General features: G+C 63.4%; 9 protein-coding genes. 5 read left to right on the top strand and 4 right to left on the bottom strand.

The window, feature by feature from the left end; translation table 11 throughout:
* Positions 1–147 precede the first annotated feature (147 nt).
* From HMPREF3036_RS06345 to HMPREF3036_RS06335, 3 genes are all read right to left on the bottom strand, one after another.
* On the bottom strand, positions 148–1,203 hold the full coding sequence (locus HMPREF3036_RS06345; protein ID WP_062332627.1) for a type II asparaginase: 1,056 nt from the start codon (positions 1,201–1,203) through the stop codon (positions 148–150).
* 360 nt (positions 1,204–1,563) lie between these two features.
* Entirely contained in the window at positions 1,564–3,108 is a 1,545-nt protein-coding gene (locus HMPREF3036_RS06340) for a Na+/H+ antiporter NhaC family protein (protein ID WP_005436337.1), read from the bottom strand.
* A 531-nt stretch (positions 3,109–3,639) separates the two neighbouring features.
* Positions 3,640–4,398, bottom strand: a complete 759-nt coding sequence (locus HMPREF3036_RS06335; protein WP_005436339.1) for an endonuclease — start codon at positions 4,396–4,398, stop codon at positions 3,640–3,642.
* Positions 4,399–4,973: 575 nt separating this feature from the next.
* On the opposite strand from HMPREF3036_RS06335, the gene HMPREF3036_RS06330 reads away from it, so the two are divergent.
* A complete protein-coding gene (locus tag HMPREF3036_RS06330; RefSeq protein ID WP_005436341.1) occupies positions 4,974–5,420 on the top strand; it encodes a DUF3592 domain-containing protein in 447 nt (148 codons plus the stop codon).
* Between the two features lie 116 nt (positions 5,421–5,536).
* On the opposite strand, the gene HMPREF3036_RS06325 is transcribed toward HMPREF3036_RS06330, so the two are convergent.
* Positions 5,537–7,030 (bottom strand): C69 family dipeptidase, encoded by a 1,494-nt coding sequence (locus HMPREF3036_RS06325; RefSeq protein ID WP_062332624.1) that lies wholly within the window; start codon positions 7,028–7,030, stop codon positions 5,537–5,539.
* Positions 7,031–7,552: 522 nt separating this feature from the next.
* Between HMPREF3036_RS06325 and rbr the strand changes: the two genes are divergently transcribed.
* The 4 genes from rbr (at position 7,553) to HMPREF3036_RS06305 (ending at position 13,152) form a co-directional block, all read left to right on the top strand.
* Positions 7,553–9,604: a rubrerythrin gene (gene rbr, locus HMPREF3036_RS06320; protein WP_062332621.1), complete on the top strand. Its 2,052-nt coding sequence runs from the start codon at positions 7,553–7,555 to the stop codon at positions 9,602–9,604.
* 228 nt (positions 9,605–9,832) lie between these two features.
* Positions 9,833–10,816, top strand: a complete 984-nt coding sequence (locus HMPREF3036_RS06315; protein ID WP_038006532.1) for an AAA family ATPase — start codon at positions 9,833–9,835, stop codon at positions 10,814–10,816.
* A 9-nt stretch (positions 10,817–10,825) separates the two neighbouring features.
* Positions 10,826–12,082, top strand: a complete 1,257-nt coding sequence (locus HMPREF3036_RS06310) for a vWA domain-containing protein (RefSeq protein ID WP_062332620.1) — start codon at positions 10,826–10,828, stop codon at positions 12,080–12,082.
* Positions 12,083–12,207: 125 nt separating this feature from the next.
* Positions 12,208–13,152 (top strand): hypothetical protein, encoded by a 945-nt coding sequence (locus HMPREF3036_RS06305; protein ID WP_062332617.1) that lies wholly within the window; start codon positions 12,208–12,210, stop codon positions 13,150–13,152.
* Positions 13,153–13,308 lie beyond the last annotated feature (156 nt).

The raw sequence follows: 13,308 nt of genomic DNA, 5'->3' as shown, positions 1-13,308 counted from the left end.
AGGCCGCGTTCCACGGACTTCCGAGATGAACCAAGAAAAAGACCGCCCCGACTCCGCATGGGAGCAGGACGGCCGAATGCTCGGGAAGCCGCCTTCAGGAGGTTTTCACCCTGCGGGCGGCGTCATGCCGGCGGGTTCGGGAAAGGATCAGTATTCCTCGAACATGCGGGCGATTTCCTTCGGATCGTTCGTCTTCGTCAGAGCGAGCTGGAGAAGGAGACGGGCCTTCTGGGGATTGAGCGTGCGGCCTTCAATGAAGCCGGCCTTGTTGTACTGCTCCACGTTCGGGCAGACCACGCCGGAGCCCGTGCGCGAGGAGAGCACCACGGCGATGCCCTTCTGGACGGCTTCGGCAAGCGCGGGCTCGGTCTGGCCGTGAACGGAACCATTGCCGGAACCGGCGTGCACGATGCCCTTGGCACCCGCGGCGATGGCGGCGTCGGCAAGGACGCGGTCGTCGCTGGCGTGCGTGTAGAGGATGTCGACGCGCGGCAGCTTGTCAAGCTTCGAGACATCGAATTCGCTCTGGTGCGTGTGACGCATGGCGGGGTTGCGCAGGAAGTAGTTCTTGCCGCCGGCGATGTAGCCGAGGTAGCCCAGGTCGGGCGACTTGAATGTGGCGACGTTCGTCGTATTGGACTTCGTGACGTCGCGGCCGGATGAGATCTGGTCGTTGAGGGCCACGAGCACGCCACGGTCCTGCGCCTTCGGGTCGGCGGCGAGCTTGACGGCGTTGAGAAGGTTCATCGGACCGTCGGCCGAAATAGCCGTGGCGGGACGCATGGCGCCGATCACCACCACGGGCTTCTTGCTCTTGACCGTGAGGTTGAGAAAGAAAGCGGTCTCTTCAAGCGTGTCCGTGCCGTGCGTGATGACGATGCCGCTCACCTTCGGATCGGCGAGAAGCTCGTTGCAGCGCCTGGCCAGCGTCAGGAGGACCTGGTCGGTCAGGTTGTTGGACGAGATCTTCACGATCTGCTCGCCCGTCACCGTCGCGTAGTCCTTGATCTGCGGAACAGCGTCAATCAGCGTCTGGATGGCCAGGTCGCCCGCCTTGTAGCCCGTGGTCTGCGTGGCAGAGGCGGCGGTGCCGGCAATCGTGCCGCCCGTGGCGAGGATCGCGACCTGCGGAAGGTCGGCGGCCATGGCAAAGCCTGCGGAAAGCGTGAGCGCGGCGGCGAGAAGCGTCTTCTTGAAGTTCATGTCTGTCTGTCCTTTGGTTTGGGTCAACATCCGGACTCTGCGGTCCCGGGTCATGTCCGCGCCCTTGTCGGAGCGCGACGGACGATTCATTTTGCCAAACGAGCCCGTGCACACCCTAGAGGACAAACCCCGACGACGCCGAGGGAGAACCCGAATAGCACCCCCGCCAATCACCTGACGAACAAGGAGAAATGAGCAGGCGACGCCTTAAGGCGACAGATGAAGTCTCCTCCTGTGGCCGCAAAGCGGCTTTCACAGCCTTTCGGCTTGACAACAGAGCGTGATCACCCGCTCCGAATGCAAAAAAACGGCGCCTTCAGGGTGCGAAGGCGCCGTTTTTCAATCAAAGGACGCTGCGGATCAGGTCGCGGCGGTCCTGCGGCTGTTCCAGAAGTGAAGCAGCAGGACGGTGCCGATGAGCGCAACGACGGCGGTCGTAATCGAGAGGATCCAGTTGCCGCCCGTCAGGCCCGCGACCACGTAGCCCAGGCAGGCGGAGAACGCCACCGTGAGGCTGTAGGGCATCTGGGTCGAGACGTGCTCGATGTGGTTGCATCCCGAGCCTGCCGACGAGAGAATCGTCGTGTCCGAAATGGGCGAGCAGTGGTCGCCGAAGACGGAGCCCGCGAGCGTGGCGGAGAGCGCGACGACGGTGAGGCCCGGATCGATGGCCTCGACAACCGGCACCACGATCGGGATCAGGATGCCAAACGTGCCCCAGGCCGTGCCCGTAGAGAAGGACAGGAAGGCGGCGATCACGAAGATCACGGCCGGCAGGAAGATCGACCACTCGGCGCCGCCCGAGGTCACGATGGACTGCACGAAGAGCGGGGTCTGGAGAAGGTCGCGGCAGACGCCGGAGAGCGTCCAGGCGAGCACCAGGATGATGTTGGCCGGAAGCATGAGCTTCATGCCTTCGACGAGGCCGCTCATGAAGTCCGTGAACGGCACGAGACCGCGCGGGACGTACATCAGGAAGGCAATGCCGACGGCGCCGAAGGAGGCCCAGACGAGGGACGGCGCGGCGGAGGAGTTGCCCAGCGCGGAGGCGAAGGTGTGGTACTTCGGATCAGCGCCCCAGTAGCCGCCCGAGTACATCAGCGCGAGCACGCAGAAGACGATCAGGGAGGCGATGGGCACGAGCATGTCCCAGAGCGTGCCGTGCGGATTGGCGTTGGGCGGCTCGGCGGAGGACGTAGCGGCGGTCGACGTGAACTGTTCCCCCTTGGCGGCGCGCTCCTCGCTCTTGCGCATCGGGCCGAAGTCGAAGTCGGTCACGACGATGAAGACGATGAGCAGCAGGCAGAGCAGCGCGTAGAAGTTCCAGGGAATCGTGGCGATGAACGCGGCCATGTCGCTTTCGAAGGCCGTGGAGCCCTGCAGTGAGGAGCCGACGGCGGCGGCCCAGCTCGAAACGGGCGCGATGATGCACACCGGAGCGGCCGTCGAGTCGATGATGTAGGCGAGCTTCGCACGGGCGATGTTGTAGCGGTCGCAGATCGGACGCATCACCGTGCCCACCGTGAGGCAGTTGAAGTAGTCGTCGATGAAGATGAGCGCGCCGAGACCCGTGGTGGCTGCCAGGGCGCTCTTGCGGCCCTTGATGCGCTTGACGGCCCAGTTCCCGTAGGCTTTCGTGCCGCCCGACATGGCGACGACGTAGACGAGGGCGCCGAGAAGCGAGCAGAAGATCAGGATGTTGAAGTCGACCTTGTTGCCCATCACGGTGAACGCGCTTTCAAGCGTGCCCATCAGGACGTTGCCGTCCATGCCGATCGTATAAATGAGGGTACCCGTCAGAATGCCCAGAACGAGGGAGGAGAGAACCTCCTTCGTAATGAGCGCAAGAGCAATGGCCACGATCGGCGGGACGATCGAAAGCCATCCGGCGTTAAACGGTTCCATGAGAATCGCTGTCCTTTGGTTTTCGTGCGGCAGGACCCCCTGTCCCGGAGCCCTGCGGCCCGCATGCGCCTCTCTTTGACCGCACGCAGGCAGCTGATGCCGCTGTTTGTCATTGGGTTGTAAGTCCTTCAATCCTCTTCCCCGCAGGTGTCGGTCCCGCGAGGACGTAGTGGCGGATTTTAGGCTGATGCGAAGTGTAGCAAGGCGTAACAGACTTCAACAGGAAAAAGCGCCGCAACACCGCATTGCTCAACCTGCATTGGCGTAAGTGCCTAGATGACGACCCCAAGAGACCCGGGTTAACCCTGGCGTTTTCAGACGGCGCGGGCGTCCCTCAGCCCGAATGGAACGCGAGGCGGTGACGTCTCGCGGCGAACTGTCCGCCGGCATCCATGAGGCTGCCGATGCGTCACCTCCCGGAACCGTCACCCGTCAGAGGAACGGATGCGAAAAAAGGAGCCGAGCGCGAGCTCAACTCCCTTTTGAAGGATCGGGCAGGATCCCGGCCTCGGGCGAGGCCGGATTCAGCCATTAGGGGCGATAGGTCAGACCAGCCTTCAGGCAGGCGTCCTTCACGACGGGGTTGACATTGCCCTGGAGCTTCTCGATGCGTGCGGCGCGGGTGCACTCCCACTGCACGACAGGATGCTGCTCGTTCCAGTTCTGGGCGAGGCGGCGCTGGCGGTCGCTCATGCGGAAGACGGGTGCATAGGCGCCCTCCATGTAGAGCATGGCGCGGGCGATCTCGCCGCGGGAGCGCTCGGGCGGCTCGGCGCGGCGGCCGTCGATCTTCATCTCGCAGGTGCCGAAGGTGTTGGGCACGCCGGGCAGGAGCTCGTAGTTGTAGTTCGAGCGGATGGCGTTAACGGCACCGACGGCGGGGAACAGGTTGTACATGTCGGCCTGCATCAGGCGGTATTCGGCAGACATCTTCTCGGCGCAGCGACGGCCCTTGTAGAAGTGGCCCTTTTCATTCGTGCAGCGACCGTCCCCTTCGCGCCACTCCTTGAAGGCGCGGCCGAAGTTCTCGGCGGGCACGACGTGCTCCCACTCGACGCGGCCCGCGCGCTCCTTGTGCTGGGGCGCGACGAAGCCCGCAGGCAGACTGACGTTCTTCTGCTTGTCGAAGGCGTAGCCGCAGTAGAGCGTCACGCGATGGTCGAAGTAGACCTTGCGCTCGAGCATCTTCTTCGAGTCACGGAAGTCTTCGTTCGTGGTGTTTCCCGCAGCGAGGGCGCCGAGGGCGAACGTGGCGGCCATCAGGGCGGCCGCGGTGCGGACAAGAGTCATTTATGTCTCCTTCCCATTTCGGGTTCTCTCAATGTCCGTCCATCATACCGAGATTGTCCGCAACTCGCGCCCCCTTTTCTCCCCATCCGACCGCCTCCCGCCCTCAGAATTCCCCTCGCAAATGTTGCGGCATCTTGCCGCCCGACTTAATCCAAAACGACTGTGCTGCAGGCGTTCAGCCCGCTTTCTTAAGAAATGCCTCATCAGGGCAAACCCTTGGAAAAACTTTCTTACAATACCCGAGTCATTTACTCGGGTATTTGCCTTGCGAACGATTCTCAGGTTCGATATAGTTCATTTCAACGAAACACGGTTCCACTGCAAAACAGCGTGAGGGGTCGCGCTGAGTGGCAGGCGGATGAGCACCGCCTCGAACAAACCGAACGTTCTTTCTCCTGCGTTCGAGATCGTGTTTTGATGGGTCTGAGGACAGCCCGCCCAGCAGCGATGCTGGGCGGGCTTCTCTTTTTGCGCGGGAAGCATCCGCCCGCACCGTCCTGCGGCTCCACCCCTTCTGAAAGTTGCTAAAGTAGCCTCAGGTACCGCGCCCTGCGGTGACATTTTGGGACTCAGTCATGAAAGAGATTTTTCCCTGGATCTTCGCCGCCGCGCTGCTCCTTGCCGGCTCCGCCTTCCTCTACGCGGGCGTGAAGCTCACCTCCACCGCCTGGACGCTCAAGACGAGCGGCGAGCAGACGACCGCGACGATCGAGCGCGTCGAGGTTCGCGAGGCCCACGTCAGGAAGGACGATGCGCCTGCGATCGTGCACTACTACACCGAGGTCGTCTCGTTCACGGCCTGGGACGGCAGCAAGGTCGAGGCTCGTCTGCCCGAGAAGAACGACGACGAGGCCCGCGGCAGCCCCGGCGACCCGATCGAGATCCGCTACCGCCACGACGATCCCTCGGTGGCCGCTCCCGTCAACGGCAGTCCGCTCGGCATTCAGGGGCCGATCCTCATCATCGCGGGTCTGGCGCTTCTCGCCTTCGGCGCGCGCTGGACGATCGTGAAGCTCCTCTGACTTGCGCCGCACGAAACAAAACGGCCCCGCAGGCTTGATGTCCTGCGGGGCCATTTTGTTTTCATCGGACGCCGTCCGCGCCTCAGGCGAGGCACAGGCGGCTCAGACGGTCTCGCTTAGTCCTTGCGCTTGTTGTTGGCGAAGAAGTTGGCGGCCTGGATGTCCGTCGTGCGGATCGTGAAGACCTGGTTCGTCAGGTCGTCCGTGAGCGCCTCGGCGTCGTTCATGACCTTGAGGTTGAACTCGTTGAGGAGCTTGCTGGCGGCCTTCGGGTCCTTCTTCACGACTTCCATGTACTTCTTTTCCATGTCGGCCTGGGCCTTGGCGGTGTCGGCTTCAAACGTCTTGTAGGCAGCCTTCACGACCGGGGCGAGCTTCTGGTAGTCCGTCATGACGAGCGTCTGGAGCTTGCGGTACTTCCAGTAGATCGACTTGCTGTCGGCCTTGTCCGTGCCCATGCCGTAGTGGGCCGGGTAGGATTCGAGGCCGTGGTAGTACGGAACGTAGCAGGAGAGGTCGGCCATGCCGATGCCCACGTAGGCGACTTCGCCGATTTCCTTCGGCAGCCACGGACGGACGTGCATGACGTGGGATTCATACGTGCGGAACACGCTGATCGGACGCCACGGTTCGTTGCCGTTGAGGACGGGGCTGTACGGATCGTGGTCCGTGCCCTCGTAGTGGTTGCGAAGCATCGTCTTCATGTCGTCGACGGTGAGCTTCTTTTCGGGCTTGAGGTAGACCGGGTACGTACGGCCTTCGTCGGGCTTCTGTTCGAGGCTCGGGTTGAAGAGCTTCTGAATCTGCCAGACGCGCGGGTCGTTGTAGACGCGGTCGCGGGCGTCGTCACGGCAGTAGGCCTTCGAGAAGTTGAACTCGCCGTCCTTCTTCGGATCGTAGAAGCCGTTCTTTTCAGCCCAGCTCACGAGGGTCTTGGAGGCCATGAAGTCGGCGCTCTTGGCGTCGTACTGCTGCAGGCGGCCCTGGTTGCCGGAGGCGAAGTACGTGTCCTTCGGGGTGCGGTGAGCCATCCACTGGTGGCCCGTGCCGGTTTCGAAGTACCAGACTTCCTTCTGGTCGACGAACACCACGCCGAAGCCTTCGCCGGCGCCGATCGTCTCGACGATGGAGCCGAGGATCTCGATGCCTTCGCGGGCGGTCTTGGCACGCGGCAGGACGACGTCATGGATGTCGTCTTCGGTGATGCCGGTCTCTTCGTTGTACGGGTCAAGCTTCAGGGCGTCGTCGCGGGCGAAGATCGATTCCGTGCCGGAGATGCCGACGCCGGCTTCATTGAAGCCCACGGCGCCGTGCAGCTGGGTCTTCCAGTTGGGCACCGTCGTGTAGCGCATGCTCTCCTTGGGGAGCGGATATTCGAAGTTCGTCGCACCGTCATGGTCCTTGGTGCGGTACATGCCGGACTGGTTCTTCTTGGCCGGATGAATGACGAAGTGCTGAGCCTTGAGGGCGCTGCTGTCGGCCGCACGCGCGACGAGGAAGGAACCGTCGGCGGTGGCGCCTTCACCCACCACGACCGTGGTACAGGCGAGGGCGGAAGCGGAAAGCGCGGTCGTGACGGCGAGCATCAGGGCAAGCTTGCGAAAGAACATGGCTGGTCTCCTCATGTTTCACGTAGTCCCGCCCGAGTGGTCAAAAGGGATGGGCGGGGCTGTGGGTGAACCGTCTGCATCGGGCGCCCGCTCCTTCGTATTCAAGCCCCGTGCGACGTCCGGCGGTTCGGAATATGCATGGGGCCGCGCGCCCTGTCCTCTGACGGGGCGCGCTGCATCCGCCTCTATATATGTGGCGGCGGACGCCTGCGAAGGTGCGACGGCGACGGGACGCGGACCGTTCGTCGAACCGTCGGTCTGTCTGTCGTCTAGGCAGATCATCTTAGTTGAGTTGATCTCACGCTCGCAATCGTTCTCAGGGTAAACGGCATCCCCACCTAGCGAAAACCCGCTCCGGCTCACGCAGGATGGAAATGCATCATCGTTCCGCGCAGCCGCCGCTTCGGGAAAACCGCGCCGCAGTCGGGAACGCGACGGGCTACAATGAGGATGCCCGTTCCAGGTCCGCTCCCCCGGCGGTTGCGGAACACCCCATTCAGACCACCCAGTTTAGGAGAGCGTATGTCCAAGCACATTCGGCAGGAGGTTCGCGTCGCCATCGACGAGAACAATCCCGCCATTGTCCGCGACGAGGATCTCTGCGTTGAATGCCGCCTCTGCGCCGGCATCTGCAACGAGTATGTCGGCGTCAACAACGCCTACGATCTTGCCAAGACGGGCGGACGATCCGTCTGCATCCACTGCGGACAGTGCATTCCCGTCTGCCCGACCAACTCCCTTCAGATCAAGTCCTCCTGCGACGCCGTCAGGAAGGCCGTCGCTGATCCCGACAAGATCGTGATCTTCTCGACGAGCCCGTCGGTGCGCGTGGCGCTCGGCGACGCCTTCGGCATGGCCGACGGCGCCTTCGTCGAGGGACAGATGGTCGAGCTCCTTCGCCGCCTCGGCGGCGACTACGTCCTCGACACGAACTTCGCCGCCGACCTTACGATCTGCGAGGAGGCTGCCGAGCTCATCGAGCGCATCACCAAGGCCAAGGGTCCGCTGCCCCAGTTCACGAGCTGCTGCCCCGCCTGGGTCCGCTACTGCGAGACCTTCCATCCCGAAATGATTCCGCACATCTCCTCCGCGAAGAGCCCCATCGGCATGCAGGGTCCGACCGTCAAGACCTACTTCGCGAAGAAGATGAACCTCGACCCAAAGCGCATCGTGCACGTGGCGGTGACGCCCTGCACGGCCAAGAAGGCCGAGATCCTGCGCGAGGAGATGAACGCCGCGGGCCGCCTACTCGGCGATCCCGCCATGCGCGACACCGACTACGTCATCACGACCGTCGAGCTCGCCGACTGGGCCAAGGCCGCCCGCATCAATTTTGCCGAGCTCCCCGAGGGCGCCTTTGACCGCCTGATGGGCGAAGGCTCCGGCGCGGGCGTCATCTTCGGCAACACGGGCGGAGTCATGGAGGCTGCGCTTCGCACCGCCTACCGCCACCTGACGGGCGAGACCGCCCCCGCCGAGCTCTATCACCTGACCCCCGTCCGCGGCCTTCAGGACGTCAAGGAGGCCACCGTCACGATCGCCGGCAACGACATCAACGTCGCCGTCATCTACGGCACCGCCTCCGCAGGCGAGTTCATCCGCCGCCTCAACGCGAGCGAGACGGACAAGCCCTATCACTTCGTCGAGGTGATGTCCTGCCCCGGCGGCTGCATCTCCGGCGGCGGCCAGCCCTCCGCCTTCGGCAACAAGGCCGACGTGCTTCGCGAGGCCCGCATTGCGAGCCTCTACAAGCGCGATGAGGAGATGGACTGCCGCACGAGCGACGAAAACGAGGAAATCAAGGCCCTTTACCGTGACTTCTACGGCGAACCGCTCAGCGAGCTCGCCGAGGAATTGCTTCACACCAACTACACCGACCGCCGGTCGGATTTAGGAGAAAAGAAAATGTCTTACCGTTGCAAAGTCTGCGGCTACATCTACGAAGGCGACGAACTGCCCGCCGACTACATCTGCCCGCTCTGCCACAAGGGCGTCGAGGTCTTCGAAAAGGTTGAGGAAAAGCCCGCCGCCACCGGCGAAAAGACCCTCGCTGGCACCAAGACCGAAAAGAACCTCCAGGCCGCCTTCGCAGGCGAAAGCCAGGCCCGCAACAAGTACACGTACTTCGCCGAAGTCGCCAAGCGTGAAGGCTACGAGCAGCTCGCCGAAATCTTCCTGACGACGGCCCGCAACGAACAGGAACACGCCCGCCTGTGGTTCTCCGCCCTCGGCGGCATCCAGTCCACGGCCGCCAACCTCAAGGCCGCCGCTGAAGGCGAAAACTACGAATGGACCGACATGTACGTCCAGTTCGCCAAGGACGCCGAAGAGGAAGGCTTTCCCGAACTCGCCGCCAAGTTCCGCGCCGTCGGCGCCATCGAACGCGCCCACGAGGAACGCTACCTCAAGCTCCTCAAGAACGTTGAGATGCAGCAGGTCTTCGAAAAGGCCGGCGAATGCATGTGGGAATGCCGCATCTGCGGCCACCTCGTCGTCGGCACGAAGGCCCCTGAAGTCTGCCCCGTCTGCGGTTACAGCCAAGCCTACTTCGAAGTGCGCGCTGAAAACTACTGACAATCGTCCGTTCATCACGAACTGACCTGACTCAAGGCCCCGCGGGTACGCATCCTGCTGGGCCTTTTTTCTTCCTCCGCCGCGCGCATGCACAAGGCCGACCGGCCGGACAACGAGGGACGCGTTGTTTCCGCACCTCCAATAGAATGCCTCCTGTATGGCACCGCTTCCTGCATGTCCTGCAGGACGGCACCCACACCTCTCAACGGAAGCCAACGAACCACCAACATGAAAGCCTCGCGACTTACCACCGTACTTGAAAACCTTCTCGACCAGCCCTGGGCCGCTTTCATCTGGGGCGCCCCCGGCATCGGCAAGAGCTCGATCGTGCGCCAGATCGCCGAGCGCCGCCGCATGCCGCTCATCGACATCCGCGCCTCCCTGCTCGATCCGACCGACCTGCGCGGCATTCCGATGATCCAGGACGGCACGGCCGTCTGGTGCCCGCCGTCCTTCCTGCCGAAGAAGTCCGACAAGCCCGGCATTCTCTTCCTCGACGAGATCAACGCCGCGCCTCCTCTCGTGCAGGCCGCGCTCTATCAGCTCATTCTCGACCGCAGGGTCGGCGAATACGAACTTCCCGAAGGCTGGCGCATCATTGCGGCAGGCAATCGCCGCGAGGACAAGGCGGTGACCTTCAGGCTCTCGAGCGCGCTCGCCAACCGCTTCATCCACCTCAATCTTGAGGTCGACCCCGATGACTGGCACGCCTGGGCCACCAACCGCGGCATCATCCCCGAAGTCACCGCCTTCCTCAAGTACCGCCCGCAGCTGCTGCAGGCTGCGTCCGAGGACGAGCAGGCTTTTGCGACGCCCCGCAGCTGGGAGATGGTGAGCGACGTGGTGGCGAAGTTCGGCAGCCCTGCCAAAGCCCGCGACGTGATCCCCGGCATCGTCGGGACCGGCCCCGCCGTCGAGTTCCTGACCTTTGCAAAGAAAGCCGTGCTGCGCAAGGAAATCGACGCCATCATCGCCGACCCCGCCGGCGCGACGATCCCCACCGAGCTTGACCGCCTGTGGGTGCTCGTGTCCTTCCTCGTGGCAGGCGCCCAAAACGACGGCATCCTCAAGATCGTGCCCACGCTGCTGCCCCGCCTGCCCGTGGAGTTCAGCATCGTGCTTCTGCGCGACCTGATCCGGTGCAGGCCCCAGATCGTGCAGGAAAAGGGCGTCAGCGACTTCCTCAAGACCAACAAGGTCATGCTGTTCTAAGGAGGGCGCATGGCCATCTCGACGCAGACGCGCATCACACGCGCGCGCATTCAGCTCTGCATGCGAAAGCCCTATCTGTCGACGGCACTGATGCGCTTCCCGCTCGTTCAGGCGGACGGCATCATTGAGACCATCTGCACTGACGGCTACCACATCTTCTGGAGCGAAAGCTTCATCGACTCGCTCACCGACGCCGAACTCAGGGGCGTGCTCGCGCACGAGCTCATGCACGTCATCACGCAGAGCGCCGACCGCAGGCAGGAACGCGACAAGCACCTCTGGAACCTTGCGACCGACTACGCCATCAACCAGGTGCTCGTCAGCTGCGGCTTCAGGCTTCCCGGGGGTGCCCTCCTCTCCCCGCTCTACCGGGACTTGAGCGCAGAACGGATCTACGAGCTCCTCGAGCACAAGGGAAGCGACAATCCGCCGCCTCTGCATTCGGGCGGCTCCCAAGGCCAGAACAAGCAGCGGAAGGATTCCCGGGGCCGGAACAAGCAGCGGGAGGATTCCGATGAATGCGTTCTGAAGGACGTCGGAGAAGACGTCCTCGATCCGAACAGCCCCGAGGCAACCCGCCTGAGGACGCTCACGGGCATCGAGATGCCCGACGAGCAGGAGGTCGACGAGGCCGTCGAGGCGACCCGTCTCGAAACCCTCAAGGCGCTCAGGTCGGCGGGCATCACGGGCGGCAGCCTCGAGAGTCTTCTGCAGGGCTCCAAGATCTCCCGCATCGACTGGCGAACGCTTCTCGCGGAGTGGATGTACGACCGCATCCGCGACGACTGGAGCACGTGGCCGCCTTCGAAAAAGCACATCTGCCGCGGCCTCTACCTTCCCAACCCGGGCAGGCCCGCACCGATCAAGCTCGTGATGTTCGTCGATACCTCGGGTTCGATGTCCGACGAGAGCCTTGAGCGCATCTTCGGTGAAATCAGAACCTTCCGCGAGACCTTCCCCACGCCCTTCGTGATCATTCAGGCCGACGCCGGCATTCAGAGCGTCGACGAATACGACGCCTACGAGGACTTCAACTTCGAAAAGGTGAAGATCCATGGACGCGGCGGCACCGAATTCATCTCAGGCTACAATTGGATAGAGGAGCACTTCGACTCGGAACCCGTCGCCATCATCCACGCCACCGACGGCTGGGGCAAGTTTCCCCGGTTCTGCAGGGATCCCGTCGTCTTCCTCATTCCGAAGGAGGTGGAGGAGAGATCCGATCTCAGGCAGTTCCCCGAATGGGGCCGAAAAATCATTCTCTGACGACGCTCGACCGGTTCAGGGCCAAGCGCACGGAGCGCAGCTCTCGAGAGTGGCGCTCCATGCCCGGACGCCCCTGACCGCACCCGAGGACACGTTCCCATCAACCCAAGTCAGGTCAATACGCCATGCTGGTTCCTCCTCTATCCAACGAAAGCCGGACCCGAAACGACTCGCCCGTTCCCGAGCGGCTCTTCGAGCTTTCCAACCTTCTCAAGCGGACGCTGTCGCCCGCAGACCACGCGTTTGCGCTTCGCGCGGCGCTTGAAGCGCATGCCATGGGCGCGGACGAATCCGCCGTCGTCGCCACGGCCGCCGCCTGCGGCCTTGACCGTGCGGGCGAGGCGCTCGAACCTCTTCTCACGCTTGAGGAGCTCGCCGCCGCCTCACGCATTTCGGTGGGCCTTCTCAACGTGCGCGCCGTCGCACATTCCTCCGACGCCGTAGCCGACGGAATGCTGGCACTCGCCCGCGTCCGCATCCGCGAGCTTCTGGACGACGCACGCCTTCACAGCGGCCCCGACGACGCCGCGCTCGAAGCGCCCGACGAATACGTCGAGCCGTTCCACAACATCCTTCTGGCGACAGCCGGCCGTCCGGGCGCAGCCGCCCTGAGGGACGCCCTTCATGCCTGGGTCGGCATGCTCGGGATCGAGCCCGCGTGGATGCAGGAGGAACGCCCCGCCTACTGGGTGATCGGACTGCCGGGCGACCGCAACCTCGAGCTCTTCGCCGACGTCTTCCGCAGGCTCGGCTTCCTTTTCGGCAAGATGCCGGGCGACAAGGGCCCCGCAGGCCTCAAGCCCGTTCAGGGCCGCCACGTCCTCACGGTGAGCGCCCCGATCTCGAAGGCCGACTTCCTTCGACGCCTCATGACCAGCATCGCCGCCCGCCATCCGGCCCTCTTCGTGCGTGCCATGGACCGCACCCGCGAAGGACGAGGACTCGTCTGGGAGCGCCCGCGCGGCGACATCTGCGACAAGGGCGCCTCCTTCAGGCGCATCGAGATCTTCTCCTGCCAGGACGTCGATCCCCTGCCCGCCGTTCTCGAGGCCTTCGGACTCAACCCATAAAATTCCGAATATCGGGCGACGCAAAGCCCGCCCCAGCCTCTCTCAACAACCGCCATAGATTTTTTTATACATCCTTGCACGGTGGCGCCCAAAAGTGCGCCTCCCTCGTCACCCTCCTGCTTTTCCTCACAAGCCACTGAACATCAGGCATTTCGA

This window comes from Sutterella sp. KLE1602 (genome assembly GCF_001578585.1).
Lineage (GTDB): Bacteria > Pseudomonadota > Gammaproteobacteria > Burkholderiales > Burkholderiaceae_F > Sutterella > Sutterella wadsworthensis_A.
This window is presented reverse-complemented; position numbering and strand designations above follow the sequence as displayed.